Source organism: Thermococcus sp. (genome assembly GCF_027012695.1).
Classification (GTDB): domain Archaea; phylum Methanobacteriota_B; class Thermococci; order Thermococcales; family Thermococcaceae; genus Thermococcus.
On record NZ_JALUYR010000058.1, the window covers coordinates 1 to 21,509 of the forward strand.

26 protein-coding genes and 1 pseudogene are annotated in these 21,509 nt (G+C 52.4%); 11 read left to right on the top strand and 16 right to left on the bottom strand.

Going from position 1 to position 21,509, the window contains the following annotated elements; genetic code table 11:
• From MV985_RS05095 to MV985_RS05110, 4 genes are all read left to right on the top strand, one after another.
• A partial coding sequence (locus MV985_RS05095) for an MBL fold metallo-hydrolase (protein ID WP_297463855.1) occupies positions 1 to 434 on the top strand: 434 nt, incomplete at its 5' end.
• Positions 435 to 491: 57 nt separating this feature from the next.
• Positions 492 to 683 carry an antitoxin AF2212-like protein gene (locus MV985_RS05100; RefSeq protein ID WP_297463857.1) on the top strand — a complete coding sequence of 64 codons (192 nt, stop codon included), beginning with the start codon at positions 492 to 494 and terminating at the stop codon, positions 681 to 683.
• Positions 673 to 858 carry a hypothetical protein gene (locus tag MV985_RS05105; protein ID WP_297463858.1) on the top strand — a complete coding sequence of 62 codons (186 nt, stop codon included), beginning with the start codon at positions 673 to 675 and terminating at the stop codon, positions 856 to 858. The genes MV985_RS05100 and MV985_RS05105 overlap by 11 nt, the downstream gene beginning before the upstream one ends.
• A 1-nt stretch (position 859) precedes the next feature.
• The gene (locus MV985_RS05110) at positions 860 to 1,123 is read left to right on the top strand and encodes a PIN domain-containing protein (RefSeq protein WP_297463860.1); all 264 of its coding nucleotides are present in this window, start codon (positions 860 to 862) and stop codon (positions 1,121 to 1,123) included.
• A 14-nt stretch (positions 1,124 to 1,137) separates the two neighbouring features.
• Here MV985_RS05110 and MV985_RS05115 read toward each other — a convergent pair whose 3' ends face one another.
• Positions 1,138 to 2,547, bottom strand: coding sequence for a CoA-binding protein (locus tag MV985_RS05115; RefSeq protein WP_297463934.1), 1,410 nt, complete (start codon positions 2,545 to 2,547; stop codon positions 1,138 to 1,140).
• Positions 2,548 to 2,735: 188 nt separating this feature from the next.
• On the opposite strand from MV985_RS05115, the gene MV985_RS05120 reads away from it, so the two are divergent.
• From MV985_RS05120 to MV985_RS05135, 4 genes are all read left to right on the top strand, one after another.
• Entirely contained in the window at positions 2,736 to 3,311 is a 576-nt protein-coding gene (locus MV985_RS05120; protein WP_297463866.1) for a transcriptional regulator, read from the top strand.
• 5 nt (positions 3,312 to 3,316) lie between these two features.
• Positions 3,317 to 3,622: a DUF211 domain-containing protein gene (locus tag MV985_RS05125; RefSeq protein ID WP_297463937.1), complete on the top strand. Its 306-nt coding sequence runs from the start codon at positions 3,317 to 3,319 to the stop codon at positions 3,620 to 3,622.
• Entirely contained in the window at positions 3,623 to 4,180 is a 558-nt protein-coding gene (locus MV985_RS05130; RefSeq protein ID WP_297463870.1) for a helix-turn-helix domain-containing protein, read from the top strand. It abuts the gene before it with no gap.
• A gap of 111 nt (positions 4,181 to 4,291) precedes the next feature.
• On the top strand, positions 4,292 to 5,665 hold the full coding sequence (locus MV985_RS05135) for an alpha-amylase (RefSeq protein ID WP_297463874.1): 1,374 nt from the start codon (positions 4,292 to 4,294) through the stop codon (positions 5,663 to 5,665).
• A gap of 170 nt (positions 5,666 to 5,835) precedes the next feature.
• Here MV985_RS05135 and MV985_RS05140 read toward each other — a convergent pair whose 3' ends face one another.
• The 12 genes and pseudogenes from MV985_RS05140 to MV985_RS05195 all read right to left on the bottom strand — a co-directional run bounded on the left by MV985_RS05140 (position 5,836) and on the right by MV985_RS05195 (position 15,519).
• On the bottom strand, positions 5,836 to 7,278 hold the full coding sequence (locus MV985_RS05140; protein WP_297463940.1) for an NAD(P)H-hydrate dehydratase: 1,443 nt from the start codon (positions 7,276 to 7,278) through the stop codon (positions 5,836 to 5,838).
• Positions 7,279 to 7,326: 48 nt separating this feature from the next.
• On the bottom strand, positions 7,327 to 8,394 hold the full coding sequence (locus MV985_RS05145; RefSeq protein WP_297463877.1) for a hypothetical protein: 1,068 nt from the start codon (positions 8,392 to 8,394) through the stop codon (positions 7,327 to 7,329).
• The gene (locus MV985_RS05150) at positions 8,388 to 8,960 is read right to left on the bottom strand and encodes a hypothetical protein (protein ID WP_297463882.1); all 573 of its coding nucleotides are present in this window, start codon (positions 8,958 to 8,960) and stop codon (positions 8,388 to 8,390) included. Before MV985_RS05150 ends, MV985_RS05145 begins: the two co-directional genes overlap by 7 nt.
• Positions 8,957 to 9,529: a hypothetical protein gene (locus MV985_RS05155; RefSeq protein WP_297463885.1), complete on the bottom strand. Its 573-nt coding sequence runs from the start codon at positions 9,527 to 9,529 to the stop codon at positions 8,957 to 8,959. Before MV985_RS05155 ends, MV985_RS05150 begins: the two co-directional genes overlap by 4 nt.
• Positions 9,530 to 9,610: 81 nt before the next feature.
• Positions 9,611 to 9,737, bottom strand: a pseudogene (locus MV985_RS05160) (S-methyl-5'-thioadenosine phosphorylase); the annotation flags it as partial.
• A 151-nt stretch (positions 9,738 to 9,888) separates the two neighbouring features.
• Positions 9,889 to 10,545 carry a hypothetical protein gene (locus tag MV985_RS05165; protein ID WP_297463891.1) on the bottom strand — a complete coding sequence of 219 codons (657 nt, stop codon included), beginning with the start codon at positions 10,543 to 10,545 and terminating at the stop codon, positions 9,889 to 9,891.
• A 55-nt stretch (positions 10,546 to 10,600) separates the two neighbouring features.
• Positions 10,601 to 11,554, bottom strand: coding sequence for a hypothetical protein (locus MV985_RS05170; protein WP_297463895.1), 954 nt, complete (start codon positions 11,552 to 11,554; stop codon positions 10,601 to 10,603).
• Positions 11,555 to 11,641: 87 nt separating this feature from the next.
• Positions 11,642 to 12,181, bottom strand: coding sequence for a [protein ADP-ribosylglutamate] hydrolase (locus tag MV985_RS05175; protein ID WP_297463943.1), 540 nt, complete (start codon positions 12,179 to 12,181; stop codon positions 11,642 to 11,644).
• A 40-nt stretch (positions 12,182 to 12,221) separates the two neighbouring features.
• Positions 12,222 to 13,496, bottom strand: coding sequence for an amidohydrolase family protein (locus MV985_RS05180; protein ID WP_297463899.1), 1,275 nt, complete (start codon positions 13,494 to 13,496; stop codon positions 12,222 to 12,224).
• Positions 13,497 to 13,557: 61 nt separating this feature from the next.
• A complete protein-coding gene (locus MV985_RS05185) occupies positions 13,558 to 14,022 on the bottom strand; it encodes a thermonuclease family protein (RefSeq protein ID WP_297463904.1) in 465 nt (154 codons plus the stop codon).
• A 107-nt stretch (positions 14,023 to 14,129) separates the two neighbouring features.
• A complete protein-coding gene (locus MV985_RS05190; protein WP_297463947.1) occupies positions 14,130 to 14,903 on the bottom strand; it encodes an S-methyl-5'-thioadenosine phosphorylase in 774 nt (257 codons plus the stop codon).
• Positions 14,904 to 14,916: 13 nt separating this feature from the next.
• Positions 14,917 to 15,519 carry a hypothetical protein gene (locus tag MV985_RS05195; RefSeq protein WP_297463908.1) on the bottom strand — a complete coding sequence of 201 codons (603 nt, stop codon included), beginning with the start codon at positions 15,517 to 15,519 and terminating at the stop codon, positions 14,917 to 14,919.
• 382 nt (positions 15,520 to 15,901) lie between these two features.
• On the opposite strand from MV985_RS05195, the gene MV985_RS05200 reads away from it, so the two are divergent.
• Together MV985_RS05200 and MV985_RS05205 are read left to right on the top strand one after the other, a co-directional pair.
• The gene (locus MV985_RS05200; RefSeq protein ID WP_297463911.1) at positions 15,902 to 16,627 is read left to right on the top strand and encodes a proteasome assembly chaperone family protein; all 726 of its coding nucleotides are present in this window, start codon (positions 15,902 to 15,904) and stop codon (positions 16,625 to 16,627) included.
• Between the two features lie 9 nt (positions 16,628 to 16,636).
• Entirely contained in the window at positions 16,637 to 17,020 is a 384-nt protein-coding gene (locus MV985_RS05205; protein ID WP_297463916.1) for a DUF473 domain-containing protein, read from the top strand.
• On the opposite strand, the gene nucS is transcribed toward MV985_RS05205, so the two are convergent.
• From nucS to MV985_RS05220, 3 genes are all read right to left on the bottom strand, one after another.
• On the bottom strand, positions 17,017 to 17,769 hold the full coding sequence (gene nucS, locus MV985_RS05210; protein WP_297463920.1) for an endonuclease NucS: 753 nt from the start codon (positions 17,767 to 17,769) through the stop codon (positions 17,017 to 17,019). The two genes, MV985_RS05205 and nucS, sit on opposite strands and share 4 nt — an antisense overlap.
• A 36-nt stretch (positions 17,770 to 17,805) precedes the next feature.
• Complete coding sequence (radA, locus tag MV985_RS05215) at positions 17,806 to 18,870, bottom strand: DNA repair and recombination protein RadA (protein WP_297463952.1); 1,065 nt, start codon at positions 18,868 to 18,870, stop codon at positions 17,806 to 17,808.
• Positions 18,871 to 19,023: 153 nt separating this feature from the next.
• Positions 19,024 to 20,043, bottom strand: coding sequence for an NAD-binding protein (locus MV985_RS05220; RefSeq protein WP_297463922.1), 1,020 nt, complete (start codon positions 20,041 to 20,043; stop codon positions 19,024 to 19,026).
• Between the two features lie 716 nt (positions 20,044 to 20,759).
• Here MV985_RS05220 and MV985_RS05225 point away from each other — a divergent pair.
• Complete coding sequence (locus MV985_RS05225) at positions 20,760 to 21,371, top strand: DNA-binding protein (RefSeq protein WP_297463955.1); 612 nt, start codon at positions 20,760 to 20,762, stop codon at positions 21,369 to 21,371.
• Positions 21,372 to 21,509 lie beyond the last annotated feature (138 nt).

Sequence of the window (21,509 nt, forward strand, 5' to 3'; positions counted from 1 at the left end):
CCGAAAACAGGGAATGGCGTTATCACGGACTTCCGTTCAACGAGTGGGTCGAGCTTGACGGGATAAGGGTCTTCCACTTCAGAACGGTTCACCGCTCGATAGAGAACTCCGGCGGCTTCGTCTTCGAGCTGAAGGGGAGGAGGATAGCGGTAACGGGCGACACCGGGCCTGAGATACTGGACGATAAAGATGCCCTCAAGGCGATGGAAGGGGCGGACCTTCTCGTGGCGGAGATGACGCACAGGGAGTCGATACCCGGAGTCCACCTCGGGGTTAGGGAGGCGACAGAACTGGCAAGGAAGGTTGGGGCCGGATACACCGTCTTCGCCCACATAAGCCACAGCAACTATACCTACGAGGTTCTGGAAAAGAGGGTAAGAGAGGCGGGAATAAACGGAGAGGTCGCGAGGGACTTCACGTGGGTTGAGGTTTAAACGGAAACAAACAAAAGCCTTATCAGAAACTATGACAAACTCCAAAACGGTGGGAAAATGGAAGTCATCGTCGATGCCGTTTATGAAGATGGAGTGCTGAAACCCAAGAGGAGGCTGAAGATTCCAGAAGGAAGCGAGGTCAGGGTGAAGATAATCCCCCAGAGCATTTCCGAGAGGACGTTCGGAGTTGTAAAGCTCAGCAAGAAGGAGATTGATAGGATTATCAAGGAGCTCGAGGATGAGTGGTAAGGACAACGTCTTCTTTGACTCCAACGTCCTCATATACCACCTTGGCGGCATAGGAGAGGCCAAAAAACTGATCCGATATGTCGAAGATAACAAAATCAGAGGATTCATAAATCCAATAGTTGCGTCAGAAACCCTCTTTTTCTACATAAAGGCCAACACTAAAATGAAACACTAAAATGAAATCCTGGGAGATAAAGAGAAAGCCCCACGTGCTATCCAAAATCGATTTGGAGCCAGTTTTTGAGCTACTATCACTCTTCAGCATCCTTGACCTCAACGCTGAGATAGTTGATCTCTCAAAGAGCGTTATTGAGAGGTATCACCTCCTTCCAAACGATGCGCTGATAGCGGCCACCTGCGAGTTCTATGGCATAGAAAAGATCGCAACCTTCGATGACGACTTCAAAAGGGTAGCCGGACTTCAGATACTGAGGAAATGAAGAAAAAAGTGAATTCAAAGCTCCCCGTTCTCCTTAAGCCACTCTCCATACTTAACGAGGGCGTAGACAGCGTCAACGGCATCCTCGGTGGTCTCGTAGACCGGAATGCCCCTCTGCTCGATGTTCCTGGCCATCTTGTGAGGATAATCTCCACCGGGGGCAACGAAGACTATGGGCTTGCCGTAGGCCTTCATCCGGTCAACCACGTCTATTATACCCTCGTCCAGAGCGGGACTCTGGAAGAGTGCTATAACGACGAGAATGTCAACGTTCGGATCCTCAAGGGCGTAGCGCATTGCTATCTCGTACCTGCTGGAGGGGGCGTCGCCGATGACGTCGATGGGGTTCTTGTATGCCATGTGCTCGGGGAGTTTGCCGGCCTCGATGTCCCTCCTGAACTTCTCGAGGGTTTCCTCGGTCAGTTCGGCGAGTTTGAGACCCCTCTCAAGCAGACCGTCGCTCATCATGACTCCCGCACCGCCGCCGTTGGTAACTATCGCCACGCGGCCGCCGCTGGCCGGCTTCTGAAGGGCCAGTGCCTTCGCGTAGTTGAAGAGCTGCCTCATGGTCGTCGCTTCGAGAACACCGGTCTGCTCAAAGGCGGCCCGGTATATCTGGTACGAACCCGCGAGGGAACCGGTGTGGGAAGCGGCCGCCTTGGCTCCGGCCTCGGTCCTGCCGCTCTTGAGTATCACGACCGGCTTCTTGAGAGTGACCTCCTTAGCGGTGTTGAAGAACTTCCTCCCGTTCTTGACCCCCTCTATGTAGCCTGTGATAACTCCGGTCTTCGGGTCTTCCCCGAGGTATGCCATGAAGTCGCTCTCATCCAAGTCGGCCATGTTGCCGAGACTGACGAACTTGCTCATTCCGATTTTCTCTCTGGCAGCCCAGTCGAGGATGGCAGCGCCAAAGGCGCCGCTCTGGCTCATGAAGGCGACCTTTCCGAAGGGTGGCCTGGCCTGCCTCTCCGGCGGGTTGAAGTTGCAGTCGAAGCCGTTCTCAAGGTTGGTGACTCCAAGGCAGTTGGGACCGACAACGCGGATGCCCCACTTCCTGGCCCTTCTCACGAGTTCTTCCTCAAGGTCGGCCCTTCCGGCCTCCTTAAAGCCGGCAGAAATGACTATGGCTCCCTTAACTCCCTTCTCGCCGCATTCATCAATAACGTCCGGAACGAACTTCGCTGGAACCGCTATGACGGCGACGTCAATCTCATCGGGAATTTCCTTGACGCTCCTGTAAACCTTGAACTTCTTGCCGTTGACCTCTATCTCACCGCCCTTGATGTTGACGGGATAGACCTTTCCATCGTAGCGGAGTGTTATGGAGCGCATTATTGCGTTTCCAACCTTTCCGGGCACGTTGGAGGCGCCTATGACGGCAACGCTCCTCGGATAAAACAGGAAGTCGAGATTGGGGACGTCCATCGTGATCACCTCCGGAATTCCTTCGGGGGTTTTTATTTAAGCCTTCCCCCACAAACCCGGATATTTTGTCCGATGACGGTTTCAGGTTTCGAGTGGGTATTATAAAATTACCGGCGGGCATCGAGGCAAAAGAGTTAAATTCCCGAACGTTCAAAAAAACGTTAAAACGTTAAAATTGGGTGGTTGGCATGGCTAAGGTAAAGGTCATAACCGACCCCGAGGTCATAAAGCTGATGCTCGAGGACACGAGGAGGAAAATCCTAAGCCTGCTCCGCAACAGGGAGATGACGATTTCCCAGCTCAGCGAAATCCTGGGGAAGACGCCCCAGACGATATACCACCACATCGAGAAGCTCAAGGAAGCCGGGCTGGTGGAGGTCAAGAGGACGGAAATGAAGGGCAACCTGGTGGAGAAGTACTACGGCAGGACGGCGGATGCATTCTACATCAACCTCTACCTCGGCGACGAGGAGTTGAGGTACTTCGCCCGTTCAAAGCTCAAGACGAAGCTCGACATATTCCGGGCCCTTGGTTACGAGTTTGATGAGGGCGAGCTCCTCAACGTCATGGACAAGCTCCTGAAGAAGGAGCACGAGTACAAGACGGACATATCAAGGGAGATAGAGGCAAAGGAGGATGAACTCAGGGATTTCTCAAACGAGGACATAATCCACGCGATAGAGTGGCTCGCGATGGCCAGGATGGGCCGCGACGGGGAGAGCATAGAACTAATTAAAAAACTGGGCGAGTTGCTCAAGAAGTGATGGCCATGGCTAGGGGAATAAGGCTCCTGGTTCTCGACGTTCTCAAACCCCATCTACCCATGGTGACCGAGCTGGCCCTCGGCCTGAGCGAGCTCGAGGGGGTGGAGGGGGTTAACATAACCCTCGTCGAGATAGACAAGGAAACGGAAAACGTCAAGATAACCATAGTCGGTGACAACCTCGACTACGACGAGATAACAAGGACCATAGAGGAGTTCGGCGGGGTTGTTCACAGCATAGACATGGTTGCAGCCGGAAGGAAGATCGTTGAAGAGGGTGAAACACCCCAAGACAAGCTGGAGGAGTACTGAGTGAGGGAAGTTCTAATAATCACGGAGCCCGAAAAGGTGAGGGTGCTCTCCGAGGAGAACCGGTTCAAGATACTCCAGCTGCTGCGAATGGGACCCATGAGCATCAAGGAGCTCAGTGACGCCCTGAAGAAGGATCGAACCACAGTTTACAGGCACGTGAAGACGCTCGAAAAGGCTGGACTCGTTGAGGAAATTGGAAACCAGGGAAACGAAAAGATATACTCCCGGAGCGCCCGGCTATTCCTGATCAAGGCAGATCCCGATGAAAGCGTGGAGCAGTTCAGACAGGCCTACCTTCAGGTTGAGGCGGAGCGCCTCGTTAGGATCCTCGAAAAGGCCGGCTTCAGGATAAAGGACAGGGGCGAGATGGTGAGGCTCGCCAAGAGGGTCCTCAACGAGATAGAGCTCCGATCCCAGCCGGTTCTCAAGAGGATCTCCCAGGCCGGGGTGGAGCTGACCGAGGTGGAGCTCTTCCACCTCCTCAACATGCTCGTTTTCCTTCAGAGCTGCGAACTCTGCGGACTGGCCAGGCGCGTCCAGAAGCTCATTGACATCTAAGCACTCCAGAGTTCCTCTATGTTCTTTTCAGGACATTAGTGGCAAAGCTTAAATATTTCACCGTCGGTGATATAAAAGGGCACAATGCCCCAAAGGATGCAGGTGGTTGCCATGAGCAGAAAAGTCCCTGTGCTGTTTTTGATACTGCTGGTTGCTCTGAGTGTCTCGGCCGTCCCTGCCAGGGCTGAAACTCTAGAAAACGGTGGCGTTATAATGCAGGCCTTTTACTGGGACGTTCCCGGGGACGGAATCTGGTGGGACACGATAAGGGGGAAGATACCCGACTGGGCCAGCGCTGGAATCTCGGCGATATGGATTCCTCCGGCCAGTAAAGGAGCCAGCGGCGGCTATTCGATGGGCTACGACCCCTACGACTTCTTCGACCTCGGCGAATACTACCAGAAGGGAACCGTCGAGACCCGCTTCGGCTCCAAGCAGGAGCTCGTGAACATGATAAACACCGCACACGCCTATGGAATCAAGGTGATAGCCGACATCGTCATAAACCACCGCTCCGGCGGAGACAGGGAGTGGAATCCGTTCACCAACAGCTACACATGGACCGACTTCTCAAAGGTCGCCTCAGGCAAATACACCGCAAACTACCTTGACTTCCACCCGAACGAGATCAAGTGCTGCGACGAGGGAACCTTCGGGGACTATCCTGACATCGCCCACGAGAAGAGCTGGGACCAGCACTGGCTCTGGGCAAGTCAAGAGAGCTACGCGGCCTATCTGAGGAGCATAGGCGTCGACGCCTGGCGCTTCGACTACGTCAAGGGCTACGGAGCCTGGGTGGTCAAGGACTGGCTGAACTGGTGGGACGGCTGGGCCGTCGGCGAGTACTGGGACACCAACGTTGATGCCCTCCTCAACTGGGCCTACTCGAGTGGAGCCAAGGTCTTTGACTTCCCCCTCTACTACAAGATGGACGAGGCCTTCGACAACAACAATATCCCCGCTCTGGTGGACGCCCTGAACAACGGCGGAACCGTCGTTTCCCGCGATCCCTTTAAGGCGGTAACCTTCGTTGCCAACCACGACACGGACATAATCTGGAACAAGTATCCGGCCTACGCCTTCATCCTCACCTACGAGGGCCAGCCGGTTATATTCTACCGCGACTACGAGGAGTGGCTCAACAAGGACAGGCTCAAGAACCTCATCTGGATACACGACCACCTCGCCGGCGGGAGCACGAGCATAGTCTATTACGACAGCGACGAACTCATCTTCGTCAGAAACGGCTACGGCGACAAACCCGGCCTGATAACCTACATCAACCTCGGCTCGAGCAGGGCCGGAAGGTGGGTCCATGTTCCGAAGTTCGCCGGATCGTGCATCCACGAGTACACCGGAAACCTCGGCGGCTGGGTCGACAAGTGGGTCAACTCGGACGGCTGGGTCTACCTCGAGGCTCCTGCCTACGACCCGGCCAACGGGGGGTACGGATACTCGGTGTGGAGCTACTGCAACATCGGGTGATTTTTCTCACATTTCTTTCGATTCATGGACAATCGGAAAGGCGAAAGACCTCGTTCGGATAGGTCTTCAGCAGCTAGACCTTCGAGGAGGAGAGCAGGAGGAAGGCACCAACTGCCGTAACCAGAACAAAAAACCGGGAAGAGGCCGAGATATCACCGTATTCAACCATCTCAGAACTCCAGGGCCCACTTGACAGCGTGGGGGACTTTTTTAGCCACCTCCAACGCTGTGAAGTTCTCCCCGAGTTCTTCTTTCACCATATCCCCGGCGAGACCGTTCAGGAAGGCACCAACCGACGCTGCCCTCAGCGGCTCGTTGCCGAGCGCTAGAAGGGAACCAACCAGGCCGGCCAAAACGTCCCCCGTTCCCCCGGTGGTCATGCCCCTGTTACCGGTCTTGTTGTATTTCCATGTTTTCCCATCGCTTATGACGTCGTAGGGGCCTTTAAGGAGTATCACACCGCCTATTTCCCCGGCTTTCTGCATCACGAGTTCTGCCTTCCCCACGAGCGGCCCATCGGGCTTCACCCCGAAGAGAACCGCGAATTCGCCGGCGTGGGGGGTTAAAACGAAGGTTTTGCCCTTTAGAACGGTTAAATCCTTAGCAACTGCTTTTAACCCATCTGCATCTATGACGAGCGGCTTGTCACAGTGCTTTATGAATTCCCGTACAAACTCCTTTGTTTCCTCCCTGAGGCCGATTCCCGGGCCGATGATAACGGCGTCCGTTCTCCGGGCGAGGTCGAGAAGAGAATCAACATGCTCCGGGTTGAAATTTTTCCCCTCGACCGGGCGGAGGATTAAGTCAGGATCGTTTATCCTCCTCGCCGAATACTCGGGTATAGCGAGGTAAACGAGATCCACCAGATAGGAAGCGGCCTTCGATGCCAGGTATGGCGCCCCGAAGTAGTCCTCGCTTCCGCCTATCACGAGTAGTTTGCCATTCTGCCCCTTGTGCTCCCCCCTCTTCCTCAGCGCGAACTTGGCATCGCCCGGCCCGACGAGGTGGTAGAGCTCCCTTGGATAGCCTATCTTAACCACAACCCTCTCGAAGCCCCCATACTCCTCCTTGTCCCACTGGAAGGTCACCGCGAAGTCCGATTTGACGCGGATTTTTGAGGGATAGCCACTCGGCAGGTCAACGCTGACTATCCCGGCCTTTCCGGCGTACTCGTTTATCTTCTCTATCGCAGAGCGTATCGGTTCGCGCGGCTCGCCCTTCGTGCCTGCCCCGAGGAGGGCATCAACGATGACGTCAAAGCCCGAGAGGTCGAGCGATCTTACGTAAGAGGAGTCCTTGAGGGCTCTGATTTCCAAGAAGTCGAGGCCCTTGAGTATTTCCCAGTTGTGTTTAGCTTCCTCGCTCCGTATCCTAGATTCGTCGCCGACGAGGAAGAGGGTGACTTCGTTGTCGAAGCTGAGATGCCGAGCGGCAACGAAGCCGTCGCCGCCGTTGTTGCCGGTGCCGGAGAAAACCGCTATTTTGAGGCCTTTCCCGAACTCCTCCTCAACGACTCTCGCAACTCCAGAGCCGGCGTTCTCCATGAGCTGGTGAGGGGTTATGCCGAGCCACTTGGCGTTGATGTCCCAGATGTAAACGTCCTCGATGCGCATGAGTATCACCGGTTGGAGTTTGTGAGGAAAAGATAAAAAGTATGCCCATCAGGTGATGGGAGTACATCGCGTAGAATTGCACAGGAAGAGTTTTTCTCCCCCAACAATCAGCTCGCCCCGGTATTCTATGACCTTCAGAAGCTCCCCCGTAGGGGAGAAAACATAAACCTTTTTCCCAGTCCAATCCACTAGAAAAAGCGTCTCCTTAGAGGAGAACAGTCCCACTTCCCCGCGCAAGTTCCCAAGTATTGGCCGGGGGATCTTTTCCAGCAGTAAAAGCTCTTTAACAACGCTGAAATTCTGGGTCTCCCTGTGAACTAAAGCAAAAACACTCTTACCTGCTATCGCAATATCATCTGCACCATAAGGGGGTAGTTCAACGTATCTGAAGCTCCCGTTGATTATTCCAACCCCACGGTAAAGACCAAAGGCCGCCAAGCCCTCATGGGAAACATCACCAACACAGTAAACCGGATCCTCAATGCTGTCTCTGAAAGTAAAGGTTCTATTAAAGAGCACGTTTAATCCTTTGAATAGAACTACTCTCCCCATCCCGGCACTGCCGTCTGCCTGAGGCTGGTTGAGGAGAAAGAGGGTATGATTTCCTCGCGATTTAAGGAGGGAGCACCTTGAGGGATGGTAGATGTTTGTGAAGTCATACTCCTCCAGAAGCCCTGTTTTTCCGAAAACGTAGAGACTATCGTTCCCTTTGACACCCGGAGGAGTTCTGGCAGGAACGAACAGGAAAAGGTACTCCACCGTAGGGGAAGCGTTGAATTCCTCAGAGGTTAAACTGTAATCCCAGAGATGCTCCCCGGAATAAGTGCAGGCGTGAAGCTTCGAGCCATTGATACCAACAAAGCCCCATTCGAGTGGATAAGCCATGGGATAGCCAACTAGGTATTCTTCCGTTCCTTTAAAGAGAGTCTTTCTGCCATCACTGAACACCAGAAAGCCGTTGGCATAGAAAACCATCTCTGGAACCATGCTGATATTTGCAGGTTCAATTGGGCACTCAGATATTTCCCGGTGGGTAGGGATTAGGGAATAGCCTGCCAGTACTATCAAAACAAAAAAGGTAACAAAAATTAAGAACGAAAGGGACTTATTTACCACCAGTCCCCCACTCCTTCAAGCCTCTGTTGGTGCCAGATTGTTGAATATATCGTTAGATCAATATGAGTTATATCACTCGAAATGATTCTTTGGGATACTATGGGGTATGGGGTGTAGTCTCTCATGGCAAAGCCTGCTAGTGTTTTTATTCTCTTGTTCAGTATTATGAACAATCCCCCCATATCTGAATCGGGATAACCATATTTGACCCAGGTATCTGTGGAGGTATAATATGTAGCTTCGCTCCAAAGTTCAAACAAGATATAGTCTTGTACAGGAGCATTGTCAAAATGTACTGTCACTGAATATTTCTTCATCCACGGAGCATAACCCTGGATAAAGTATTTCATATGAACTAACTCAACCCGATTGGGGGATATACTGTAGTTGTTTTTCAGAACATTGAGAATCCAGTTTTTCAGTTCAGAGGGGGATTTATAATTAGTGAAGTTAAATGCAAAAATATACCAATAGCTACCAACTTTTGCTGAGGCATAAGTTCCTATAAAATATCCAGCATCATCAAAATGGAACGTTGCTGGATCACAGGTAGCATCAACAATCATATTCCCATGTAATCGTAGATGTTATCCGGATTATTCCCGCAGTCGCTTGTACTTGCAACTGATAACCCTGTTAATGGGGTGGGTACCTGATCGATCACATCAACTATTTGAGGTTTTAGGGCGTCTTTGGGGGGATTTCTAATAAGATCAGTAAAATTCAAATCTACTCCATCTTTTTCAGCCAGTTTAACCAAGTCCATCCCACTTTTGTTAGCAAAGTCAATAAGGAGATATCTAACATCCTCGAAAGTAACCAGTCCATGCTTCCATACATATTCACTTAAATAGTGGAAAAAAGCACTCATATTCACACCGTTTTTCTTTGCAAATTGGTAGAGAGAGCCTACTCTTAAGTCTTCCAATCCAGGATTATAAACTATTGCATGAACATTTTGCCCATAGATGTGAACAACTTCATCAGTAGCATACCCTTTTAGAGGTATTTTTGGAATGTTCATGTCTTCTTGTACTCGGGGTACTTTCAAAGATTGCGCACTAACAAACCCTGAAAAAACAAAAACAAACATCAACACTCCAGCTAAGAGTTTTGTCAATCTCAAAGACATCATCAACGAATGTTAGAAGTTAAAAGTATATATAGTTTTCCATTGGCAATGGCTGGAATATAAATAATAATTTAAGTAACTTCCCACACCCGCTATCTCCCCGATTGCCACGAGCAGAGGGCCTGCCGTATGGCGTGTGAACTTTAACGGTCTCCTTCGGCCCGAAGACACCGTAAACCCCGGAACCACTTATTATGCCTATATTCACCATAGATACCCAATGTAAAAATAACGTCTACGTTATTTAGAGATCGCCATTCCAGTGGAAACGGAACTCGACCGGCTGGTTAAATCAGACCATATGGAGGCGTCATGAAGGGTAACAAGCAAAACGAAAACCTGAAAAAACAAAAAGATAAGAATTATTTAAGGTTCCTTCTGAAAACTTTTGGGTCAAAGACCAAGAGTGCCAGCGCTGAAACCACCAGACCAAAGGACTCGAGCCAGTGGAAGCCAATAACTAAAAGACTGAGGAGGAAGTAAAGAAGAAGAGGCACCGGAGAATATCGGGGATACTTTATTCTCAGGGGAATGGAAAAGGCCCCAATGAGAACCAAAAAGCAGGTAACAGGCCCAATGGCAGTACCAAGGCAGCTGTCTACCGCGAGGAATACCCATGTGGACAATGCCAGCCCAAAAAAGAATCGCTCGAGGGACTCTCGGGGCGATAAAGCGTTTCCGGAAGAGTGCCTGTAGGCGGCAAGCACGAGAACCAACCCTGCAAAGGAGAGCAGGGGGACCCCTGGGGCCCAGCAGAGGAAAGCCAAGAAACTTACTCCGAAGTAAGTGGAGAGAGACACCGTGAGGAGCTTTGCGTATCTGGGAAACCACGCTATCACAGAGACCAAACCAAAGATGAACATTCCCGCCGAAAAAACTAGACACGGCAAATTGTAAAAGGTCATGCAGAATGCATAGCATGTTCCATCCAGGGAGCCAAATAGGTACAAGAGCTCAAAGAAGGCCAGAAACAGGAGGAGGAAAACGTGGAGGAGCATTTTTTTATCCATTTCTATCACCGCCCATTACCGAAGGAGGAATAACCAAGTGAACAAAAAATTAAAAATCATGGAACTAATTCCAAGCAGTGTATCCCCAGTTCTTTGTCATGCATGGATTAGTATCGAGGGTATCCATTAAGTGGTTCCAAACATTGCTCACGTATATCACAATATGCGACGAGTAAGGGCGTTTTCCGCTAACGTGCGGAGGCCTATCACGTACCGAGGAACAACAAGCATACGTAAGGTCACTAACATGACCATCGTGGGGTGCATGACTCCAATCGCTATGGAAATATACGTATCCGTTGGTGACCTCGATGCTCTCAATATCCTCGCAACCATATGTGCGATCTCTTCCCCAATGTCGAATGCATCGGATGCGATCATATATTTTATCCAAGCTTCTGCTCGGAACATCCTCATCATAGAAATGAATCTCGTACAGCACGTCATTCCCACTCCACTTTGCAACGATTTTTGATATGTTATTATTTCCATCAACATCATAAGTATTTCCGTCACAGTCTCTACCGGATCCTCCGTTGATATCGACTTTTACCTGTACCCACCAGTGGATTGGATAGGGAATCGACGAGCTCATCGGAGCGTAGTAGTAATCGTAAACCCTACCCTTATCCCCAACGGAGGCAACTTTAATGGGTTTCACCACGAGGGTCTTTGCATTCTTGGGATAAAAACTCTTCTGGTGGAGATGGGAAACGTAGTCACTGACGAGAAGGTACTTCAACTGCTCCCTCTGCTCAGGAGTTAGATTCTCAGCATAGGGTGCAATCTCAGCGTCAAGCTCTTTGCCAAACTTCCGGAGGACAAGGTGTGTAAGTTCATCCACAAAGTAAGGATTCTCTGTGAACCCCCTGGCCTTGTTCAGATCAATCTGGGAGCGGACGAACATATCAACCGCCGTCCACCCGCTCACATCTGCCTGAGGCCCAGCACTAACAAATCCCGAAAAAACAAACACCAACACTCCAGCCAAGAGTTTTGTCCCTTTCAAAGACATCACCAACGAATGTTAGAAGTTAAAAGTATATATAGCTTTCCATTGGCAATGGTTTGGAACATAAAACTTGAAAATAGAAATGCGGACATTTTAAGAAACTTTCAACGTCCTCTCGTAATCCCTCTCCGAATGCAGCACCAGATAAACCTTCTCCACTCTCTTCGCTTCCTTCCCGAACTCCCAAACGGCCTCTTTGAAGGTTTTGACAACTTCCTCAAGCGGGCAGCCGTAGATTCCGGCGCTTATGGCCGGGAAGGCTATCCTCTTAATCCCGAGTTCCTCCGCCTTCCTCAGGACACCGAGGATGGCCTTCCTGAGCTTCTCCCTTTTGTCTTCGTCCCAAACTCCGCCGCAGTAGGGCCCAACCGTGTGTATGACGTACTTAATTCCATACCTTTCAAGCCTCATCGCGGGGGTAACGACGACCTCGCCGTGTTCAAGAGAGTTTTTTCCGAGCTGCTCGCGCATGGCCTCCTTGCTTATCCGAATGTACTCCCTCACGTCCCCAGTGGCGGCCTTAGCTATAGCGTAGGCAACACCTCCACCGTGCTCGAGGTACTTATTGGCCGCGTTCACTATGGCTTCCGCCGGGAAGCGGGTTATGTCGCCTTTAACGATCTTGAACTCCATTTGCCCCACCGAGAAAAGCAGGGAAAAGGAAAATTTAACCTTAACTCAAGCGCTCAATCGTTTTCTCGGCCTCGACAAGGATTTTCTCCTCGTCGAGGGTGAGCACTTCCCGGTCGAGCATTAAAACCTTTCCGTCCACTATCGTCGTCTCGACGTCGTTTCCATTGGCAGAATAGACGAGGTGACTTATCACGTTGTTTATCGGCCTAAGGTGGGGCTGGTTGAAGTTGATTATCGCCAGGTCGGCGAGGTAGCCCTCCTTTATGACGCCAGCCTTGATTCCGAGGGCCTTTGCGCCGTTTAAGGTGGCCATTCTGAAGACGGTTTTGGCATCGGCAACCGTTGGATCGAGGTTGTGAACCTTGTGGAGGAGGGCAGCTAACTTCATCTCCTCCAGCATGTCGAGGTTGTTGTTGCTCGCGGCTCCATCGGTGCCGAGTCCGACGTTGACACCGGCGTTGAGGAGCTTTTGGAGGGGCATGACGCCACTGGCAAGCTTCATGTTCGATGCGGGATTGTGGGCGACGGTTACTCCTTCCCTCGCGAGTATCTGGATGTCCCTGCTGTCGAGCCAGACGCCGTGAGCAATGATAACGTCTCTACCAAAGAAGCCAATGTCATCGAGGAGAACGACCGGACTTTTGCCGTAGCGCTCGGTTATCTGGCCTATCTCGGCCATCGTCTCGCTCACGTGAATGGTGATGAGTTTCCCGTGCTCGCTCGCGAGCCTTCTGACCTCCTTCAGCAGGGCTATCGAGCAGGTGTAGGGAGCGTGAGGCCCGAAGACGAAGTGAACCCTGTCGGAGCCGAGCTTTTCGATGAACTCCATCGTGCGAAGGGCTTCCCGTATCTCCTTCCCGGTCTTCTCAGGATCTCCTAAGTCTATCATGCCGTAGGAGAGGTAGCCCCGCAAACCGCTCTCCAAAGTCACCTCCGCAACGCCGTCCATGAAGAAGTACATATCGAGGAAGGTCCCGGTTCCTGACTTTATCATCTCCAGCGCGCCGAGGTACGCTCCAACCTTCGTGTACTCCCGAGTAAGCTTCGCCTCGCGCGGCCAGATGTGGTTCTGGAGCCAGTCCATCAGAGGCAGATCGTCGGCCAGACCGCGGAAGAGGCCCATCGGCGAGTGGGTGTGGAGGTTGATGAATGCCGGAGAAACCACCTTTCCCTTTGCATCTATGACTGTGTCAGCGGGCTCTGTGATGTTTTTACCCACCCTGACGATTCTGTTCCCCTCGATGAGTACGTCAGCCTCAACGACCTCGAAGTTCTCCCCATGAATAACCCTACCGTTCCTGATGAGAATATCCATCGGTACCACCGAAGTTCCTTTGAAAAGGTGTGTTTCCGGTGGAAGTTAAAAAGGTTGGGGGTTAAAGGGGAACCCAAAGGCTCCAGGAGTAGGGGTTGAACTCGTTGTAGTGGTCCCATATTGAGGCGTAGTCCTCCTCGACGAGCCATTTGTTGACGTTCAGGGCATAGCCGTAGTTCCAGAAGGGGAGATAGACAACAGCCACGACCCTTCCGTAGTGGTCGGTTTCGTAGACGTCGTCAACGTCGAGGTAGACGTAATGACCATAGGTGTCGAAGAGCCACTGCAGGGCGGCCTTGGATTCCTTTCCTTCATCGGTGTATATCTCCGGGGCGTTTATATCGGCGAAGCGGACTTTGAAGGTCTCTCCAGCGCGGTAGCCATAGTAGGAGTGGAACCAGACGGTATCGCCGTCGACGACCCTCGTGACGTAGCCGTAAGCCTGGAACTCGTAGGCGCTGACGGAACCGGGGAAGAGCAGCGCCAGAACCACGACAATGGAAACCATCACGACTGTCCTGCGCATCAGGGTTCACCGATGAGCTAACGTGGACTGGACTTAAAAGTTTTGCTTTGAGAGATTGAACAGGACCCTTGAATACTGGATAAATAACCAGAAAAACGGCAAAGATTTCAGACGAACATCGTCTTAAGCACGTCGGCACAGCCGCACTTCCGCTCCTCCGGAATCCTCGGGATTGCCTTTTTGAGAAGCTCCTGGACCTTGTAGCTGTTCTCGGCCATGACCTTGAGCACTTCCTGAGCATCAACCGGCTTCTCGGCCCAGACGTCGTAGTCTGTAACCGTTGCGATGTTAACGTAGCACATTCCAAGCTCACGAGCGAGGTTAACCTCTGGAACGAGCGTCATGCCTATTATGTGGGCGTACTGCCGGAACATGAAGCTCTCCGCCCTTGTAGAAAAGCGCGGGCCTTCAATGCAGACGTAGGTGCCCTTTTCGTGAACCGGAAAGCCGAGCTCCTTGGCGGTCTCGTAGAAGATTTTCCTCATCTCTGGGCAGAAGGGGTCGGCCATCGAGACGTGGGCAACTCTGGGCCCGTTGTAGAAGGTGTATTCCCTCTTTTTGGTGAAGTCTATGAACTGGTCGGTTACCACGATGTCGCCCGGCTTGTACTCCTCGCGGAGCGAGCCAACCGCTGTAACACCTATAACCCTCTCGACACCGAGCTCCTTCAACGCCCAGATGTTCGCCCTATAGGGGACCTCATGCGGTGGAAACTCGTGGTACTTGCCGTGTCTCGGGATGAAGGCAACCTCAACTCCCTCGATTTCGCCTATTTCCACTGGAGCGGACGGCCTGCCGTACGGTGTGTGAACCTTAACGGTCTCCTTCGGCCCGAAGACGCCGTAAACCCCGGAACCGCCTATGATGCCTATCCTTGGCATGGTCATCACCATGTTAACTGCTCGCTCCACTCATATAAGGGTTGCCGTTCCAGTGGAAATAAAACTCAGTCTGCACCGCTGCCGTTACCGGTCCAGGAGGATATTGGAAGTATGGCCAACGGCAACAGGGATCCATACCAAAAAACAACCCACGGCAGGAAAACAGGGATATACTAAACCAGATACCGCTGGAGAGGACACTTGGGAATTCGAAGGGGAGAGCAGTGAGAACATAGGCCGTTAGAAGGTGCTTTAAGGGCAGGCGATCCCCGGCAATGCCAATGATAATTTCCCAAATAGCCATGAAAACTACATAGCCCCACAATGCAAGGGTTGGTAGCCTTTCAAAAATCCAGAAGTTGTACATAACCGTAATAATAATACCAGATCTTGCCATATCGGGGTTGGTATCCACGGTGTTCATGAGGTGGTTCCAAGTGTTGCCAACATATATTTCACCGGAGGGGTGATACGGCTTAGTCTCATAACCGTGAGTGGGTGCTGGCGTTGCATACGTCTGGCTTACTTCGTGACAAATTAGATACCCCCACTCTGTGTAAGTACTGAATGTCGTTGGAAAGACTATTGACCCATCTTTAACCTCGATGCTCTCCATATCCGCTCACATCTGCCTGAGGCCCAGCACTAACAAATCCCGAAAAAACAAAAACAAACACCAACACTCCAGCCAGGAGTCCTGCCCCGTTCAAAGACATCACCAATGGGTATATGGGTACTGGATAAGAGTGTGTATAGGTTTCCATTGGCAATGGCTGGAATATGAAAATAGAAAACAAGCTCATTTTAAGTAACTTCTAATATCCCCTCGTAATCCCGCTCCCCATGCCATTCCATCCAACGGCACGTTTCATCCGCCGACATGGGACCCTCCAGTGAGCCAGCACATTTTAGGACGATAATGCTGATCCCGGCTATATGGGTGAAGAACCCCAAAAGAGTTAATAACCTTCTGGGACTAAACTCCCCCGGGTGGTAGAATGGAGGACGGAAAACCGGTCAGGATAGTCCTTCCCGAGGTAAAGAACCCGATTCTCATCGAGGGATACCCCGGAGTGGGACTCGTGGGGCATATAGCGGCGAACTTTCTGGTCAGGGAACTCAGGATGAACAGGATAGGCTATGTTGAAAGCCCCTTCATCCCGCCCATGGCCATGATCCTCGAGGGGAAGCCCAATCCCCCGCTCAGGTTCTACGGGAAGGACAACATCATAGTGGCCGTGGCGGACATATACATTCCTCCGACGCTGGTGAACGAGATAGCCAGGGAGCTGGTAGACTATCTAACCGAGATGAAGGCCGAGAAGGTAGTCTCAATGGGCGGCATAGGAATAGGCTTCTTCAAGGATCAGCTCGAGGTGTGGGGTGTCGGGGCAAGGGAAGAGCTCAACAGGGAACTCGAGGAAAAGGGGGTCAAGATACTACAGTACGGGTCAATTATGGGGATGAGTGGCAGACTTCTCTGGGAGGCCACCAAGAACGAACTGGACGCCTACGTCCTCCTCGGGGAAACCTTTGGTGACAGACCGGATCCCAGGGCCGCCGCCAACGTCATAGAGGCCCTTAAAAAACTCGTCCCGATAGAGGTTTCAACAGAGCCCCTCCTCCAGGAGGCCAAGATGATAGAGGAGCAGCTGAGGAAGATGCACGAAGAAATGGAGAGGGCCAGAAAGAAGGCCCAACAGTACGAGAGCATCTACCTGTGAGGTGGGAGCATGGAGGCGGTGGTCTTAGCGGGCATCTCGCGGCGGGTTCTGGAGGAACTCCTGAAAAACCCCTACAGAACGATCGAGCTCAGAAGCGCCAGAAACGTCCTGGCGGTGGAGGAGGCCCTGGAGAAGGCAATGAAGCTCTTCCTCACCTACGATCCCTTCGGCGACGTTGACACCGGGACCCGCGGGCTCCTGACCGAGCTGATCGGAGTGGAGGAGATGGAAACCCGTGTTCCCTGGGAGGAGAGCGACGAGAGGGAGGTCACGGTCTGCAGGGCGAGGGTGAAGCTGGTCGGCCTCGGAAGGGTGGTAGAGGTCGAGAGAGATGGAAGCGTTCTCAGGGTTCGTGTTCGCGAGCTCATGCCCCATGAGATCGGAATGGGCTAGAGAAGGGTTCTTTGCCGGCCCTTATCACGCCTATCTTTCTTGGGAGGCTCGACCCGTCTGAACTCAAGACCCTCATTCCGGAGGAGTTTTCTGGCACCGGAGGTTAGTGAAGGGGCGACGAGAATTCCCCTGACGTTGGGGTGCTCCATCTTCAGAGCCTCGACGTAGCGCTTCAGCTGGCTGACGGCATGGAGGTCCGCCTTCCTGCGCTTTAACTCCAGCACCACCAGGTTGCCCTCCCTGTCGCGACCCAGGACATCAACGATGCCATGCTTTATCGTCTTCTCCCGGTAGAGGGGCTTGAAGCCGGGTTCTATCAGATCAGGTCTCCTGAATATCAGATCCGCCATCTCGGCCTCGCTACCGGTCAGGGAAAGCTCCTCGTAGTCCTCTGCTTTAAAGACCGAGACGAGGTAGACCTCGTCGAGCTCGACCTCGAGAACCTCCCTGGGTTTCCTCCTCACGGAGCGGAGGATAAGGACCCCATTGCGCTCCTCGATGGTCACCAAACTACCCGGCGGCTGCCAGTTCACAGGTTCCCTCTTTCGGTTCTGGTGGACGAGAAAAGAGCCGTCCGGCTTGATAATAAGAACCCTATCGCCGGGTCCGAGCTCGCTCTTGGCCCTGCCATCGTAGTGAACCCTGCATCGGGCGAAAATCGTGAGCAGAGCTTCGCTTGACAGGGCCGCATCGACGAGCCGTTTGACGTTGTCCTGCGAGGGGTTCACAATGGCATCAACCTTTGACATGAACGGGGGTAAAAGAAGAGGGGTTAAAAAGCTAACTCAGTCCTCGACGCCCTTATCCGTTATCCTGAATATAGCCTCGCCCTCGGGCAGGTGCGGGCTGTCTATAAGCCTGGCAACCCTCTTACCCGCCTTGCCCTTCCTCAGATAAATCCTGAGCGTGGCGCTGTGTGCTAGGATGTGCCCACCGACGGGCCTCGTCGGGTCGCCGAAGAAGGCATCGGGCTTCGCCTGAACCTGGTTGGTCACGAAGACCGCTATGTCGTAGAGGTCAGCGAGGCGGTGAAGATCGGCGAGATGCTTAGCTAACTTCTGCTGTCTCTCTGCAAGAGTTCCCCTGCCAACGTACTCGCTCCTGAAGTGGGCCATTAGCGAATCCACGACGAGCAACTTAACGGGCCTGTCCGTTTCGGCCTTCTCCTTGATGATCTCCTCGGCCCTCTCGACGAGAAGCATCTGGTGGTTGCTGTTGAAGGCTCTAGCCACGTAGATGTTCTTCAGAACTTCCTCGGGATCCATCCCCCTATTCTCGGCGATCTGCTTTATCCTCTCCGGCCTGAAGGTGTTCTCCGTGTCTATCCAGATAACTGAACCGCCAAGACCCCCCTCCTCAGGGGGCTTCTGAACCATAACCGCCAGGGTGTGGGCCAACTGTGTCTTTCCGCTTCCAAACTCTCCGAAGACCTCGGTTATCGCCTGGGTCTCGACGCCGCCACCTATGAGCTTGTCGAGGCTCTTGCTTCCAGTGGAGATCTTACCAACGGCGCTCCTCTTCTCCATGTACTCGTCCGCTCTCATGAATGTCCCGATGTTGGCTGCTTCTCTAGCGGCCTGGATTATCTTGAGCGCAGCGCCTTCACTTATGCCCGCTATCTCCTTGAGTTCCATGGGGGAGGCAACGGCTATGGCCTCGATGCTGTCGTAGCCGGCCTCCCTGAGCTTTTCGGCAGTGGCGGGACCAACACCCGGTAGGTCTTCGAGGGTTTTGATTTCCTTCCCCTTCTTTTTCCGGGTTGAGCCTGATGTTGCTTCCTCAACGACCTCGAGCTCCTCAAACTCATCGAGATCCTTTATCTCGTCTTCAGCCTTCTTTTTTCTCGCCATGAACATCACCCTAAGGGCATACCTTCCAGGGGGGTAAAAAGTCGAAGGGTTATATACTTTTCTTCCCGCAGATTGAGTAGGGAAAAGGAGAACGAAAGGACCCTTTATCAAAACTGAGGGCTAACTGGAGGGGAAAAACAGATTTTCGGCATTTCACTCCCCATCGGACGAAACCGCCGGCCGAATGACTATGAGCTTTGAACCCTTGGGGATAATTTCATCCAATGGCGGTGCCAGAACAGGCCCCTCCAGGTAGTAACCGAGCAGAAAACAGCCGCATTCCGAGTGGAGCTTCCGCAGGGCCTCAACGTAGCTCTTTCCCCAGAGATCCTTTCGAGAGATGACCGCCACATCGTAACGACCCAGGGCGGTTGTAAGGTCGTCTATAACATCAACGACCTCGGGCTCGAAGACCGCACTCGCGAGTAACCTTCCCGCAAAGCTCCTGCTCAGTATAACCCTGTCGGCACCCGCCTGTTTGAGCAGCTCAACGCTCTCGGATTTAAGGGCCTCCACGAGAACCCTAGCCCTTGACATACGCTTCACCATCAGCGTGGCGAAGACAGACCGGGAGTCGTCTTCCAGGGCGAGAATAACGTGAGATGCCTCCCGGACGTGCGCCCGCTCCAGGGTCTCCCGGTTTGCGGGATCACCCACGAGAACCTCCACTTCCTTTGGGAGCTTGACCTTTTTGCGCTCTTCCTCGCTCGGAAAAACGACCACAACAGGCCTTGTATCCGCCTCGCCCCTGGACATCGCCAGGAGAAGCTCGTTCACGCAGCTCTCGATGCTGCTGCCCTGTCCGATAACAACGTAGTGCCCGGAGTATTTAACGCGGTGCATTCCCATCATCCTCCTGATAGACGAAGAAATGAAGTATTCGGCAAGGACGGAAACGAGGGCTGTGAAGGTGGAGATCCCGGCAACGGCGGCAACCATGGCGACTGCCCTTCCGGCGTTCGTCTGGGGGGTAACGTCACCGTAACCTATGGTCGCCATGGTTATGACGGCCCAGTAAAAGGCAGTGTAGAGGGAAACACCCTCGAAGTGTGCGAAGAGAACGGCAAAGAAAAACGCCAGCAGGATCACCGCCAGGGAGATCTGAAGGAGTCTGTTCCTCCCGACTTTGATCTTCACCCTAAGTAGTTTCCTCACCAGGGGAACCGGGATCATGTGACTCCCCTCTGAACGGGGGTTTAAAAACCTATCACCGATGCCCCAAGAGGACCATTGATGGGGCAGTTTTTCCAGTGGAAACAAAGGTCTTTTTCGATGGCCATCTAAAAGACCCCCCAGAGTTTCATTTCCACTGGAACCCAGTTTTGAAAACGGACGCTTTTGGACCACATTACAAAAGAAAGACCCGTTTATAAGTAAGACGACAAATAGAAAGATGGGGTATTTTTAAAGCTCTTATTTAAAATTTGAACATTTGTCCATTTTTTCTTTAGAGCTCCGGATAAAAATGAACATTGTTCAAAGAAAAGTATTAATACTGAAAATCGCATAGAAAACGGGAGAGTTTCACCAGGAACGATATGGTTTTGGAGAGTGGCCTAACCCGGTTCCAGTGGAAATGAAACTCTGGGGGGGGTACGACATTGTTTTCATTTTCTTCAAAGTTAATCAGATGCATTTTCTTCAGATGCACTCCTATTGGCAAGGATGTACTTCTTTGGCTGTATGTTTGTGTACATTGTCCTTCCAGCGGAAATCTCTTCCCCCCACAGGAAGAGTTTGCCAATGTAAAAATCCAATGTCCATATCTGGTCACTAACCTTCGCCGTTTCCCGTGGAGCCCTGCTCCTTACCGTGAAGCCGGTGGTTTCATCAGGGACTTCCGGTGCAAAGTTAATTAACCCCCACGACTACTCTTCCCGGTGGTTCCAATGGATGACGTGAAGGCGAAAGTCCTGGAGTGGCTCCGGAGCGGGAGTGACACCGCGAGGGACATAGTGGACCTCCCCTGGAACGTCAGGGAGATCCAGCCCAACACCTACGTTGCAGAGCACCCGAGGATGCCCTTTTCCCTGCTGGTAACGTTTTCGGAAGATTTCGTTTATCTGACTGTTCCACTCGGTATGGAGACCTTCTCGATGACAAAGGACGAAAAGCTCAGGGTTTACCACGCACTTCTCCTGCTCAACGGTAAGGTCAACCTCATGAAATTCTTCCTCGCTGGAATGAACGACGACGTTTACCTTCGCGTGGACCTCGACCGAAAGACCCTCGGCAAGGGGGAGTTCAACGACGCCCTCACGTCCCTCCTGATAGGTCTCTTATCCGCTGTTTCTGCTCTGGGCCTCGAGGAGGAGTTTGCCCAGGAGGTCTTTGACCGTATAGTGGGGATGGTCTTTGAGAGGCTTCAGAAGGGTGCCAGCAGGGACGAACTCCTCAGGTTCCTCACTGTAAGGGTGGGCATGTCCCCCGAAGATGCCAGGGCGCTCCTGGATCGGGTTCTCCAATCGTCCGATCAGGGGGACGACGTTGGATATTTTTAACCATGTCCCCTGCAGCCGGGTGATTCCCCGGGTCAAACCGGGGTGCGTTTTTTACATCCACCTGTTCAACAAGGCATATAAACCCCTGGCTTTGAGTACCTATGCTTTCCTCTGTATCCGGTGCTTCCCCTGGAACTG

Coding starts and splice junctions, on each gene's coding strand:
- MV985_RS05100 (WP_297463857.1), top strand. CDS start 492: ATGGAAGTCATCGTCGATGCCGTTTATGAAGATGGAGTGCTGAAACCC.
- MV985_RS05105 (WP_297463858.1), top strand. CDS start 673: ATGAGTGGTAAGGACAACGTCTTCTTTGACTCCAACGTCCTCATATAC.
- MV985_RS05110 (WP_297463860.1), top strand. CDS start 860: ATGAAATCCTGGGAGATAAAGAGAAAGCCCCACGTGCTATCCAAAATC.
- MV985_RS05115 (WP_297463934.1), bottom strand. CDS start 2,547: ATGGACGTCCCCAATCTCGACTTCCTGTTTTATCCGAGGAGCGTTGCC.
- MV985_RS05120 (WP_297463866.1), top strand. CDS start 2,736: ATGGCTAAGGTAAAGGTCATAACCGACCCCGAGGTCATAAAGCTGATG.
- MV985_RS05125 (WP_297463937.1), top strand. CDS start 3,317: ATGGCTAGGGGAATAAGGCTCCTGGTTCTCGACGTTCTCAAACCCCAT.
- MV985_RS05135 (WP_297463874.1), top strand. CDS start 4,292: ATGAGCAGAAAAGTCCCTGTGCTGTTTTTGATACTGCTGGTTGCTCTG.
- MV985_RS05140 (WP_297463940.1), bottom strand. CDS start 7,278: ATGCGCATCGAGGACGTTTACATCTGGGACATCAACGCCAAGTGGCTC.
- MV985_RS05150 (WP_297463882.1), bottom strand. CDS start 8,960: ATGATTGTTGATGCTACCTGTGATCCAGCAACGTTCCATTTTGATGAT.
- MV985_RS05155 (WP_297463885.1), bottom strand. CDS start 9,529: ATGATGTCTTTGAGATTGACAAAACTCTTAGCTGGAGTGTTGATGTTT.
- MV985_RS05175 (WP_297463943.1), bottom strand. CDS start 12,181: ATGGAGTTCAAGATCGTTAAAGGCGACATAACCCGCTTCCCGGCGGAA.
- MV985_RS05180 (WP_297463899.1), bottom strand. CDS start 13,496: ATGGATATTCTCATCAGGAACGGTAGGGTTATTCATGGGGAGAACTTC.
- MV985_RS05185 (WP_297463904.1), bottom strand. CDS start 14,022: ATGCGCAGGACAGTCGTGATGGTTTCCATTGTCGTGGTTCTGGCGCTG.
- MV985_RS05190 (WP_297463947.1), bottom strand. CDS start 14,903: ATGCCAAGGATAGGCATCATAGGCGGTTCCGGGGTTTACGGCGTCTTC.
- MV985_RS05195 (WP_297463908.1), bottom strand. CDS start 15,519: ATGGAGAGCATCGAGGTTAAAGATGGGTCAATAGTCTTTCCAACGACA.
- MV985_RS05200 (WP_297463911.1), top strand. CDS start 15,902: ATGGAGGACGGAAAACCGGTCAGGATAGTCCTTCCCGAGGTAAAGAAC.
- MV985_RS05205 (WP_297463916.1), top strand. CDS start 16,637: ATGGAGGCGGTGGTCTTAGCGGGCATCTCGCGGCGGGTTCTGGAGGAA.
- nucS (WP_297463920.1), bottom strand. CDS start 17,769: ATGTCAAAGGTTGATGCCATTGTGAACCCCTCGCAGGACAACGTCAAA.
- radA (WP_297463952.1), bottom strand. CDS start 18,870: ATGGCGAGAAAAAAGAAGGCTGAAGACGAGATAAAGGATCTCGATGAG.
- MV985_RS05220 (WP_297463922.1), bottom strand. CDS start 20,043: ATGATCCCGGTTCCCCTGGTGAGGAAACTACTTAGGGTGAAGATCAAA.
- MV985_RS05225 (WP_297463955.1), top strand. CDS start 20,760: ATGGATGACGTGAAGGCGAAAGTCCTGGAGTGGCTCCGGAGCGGGAGT.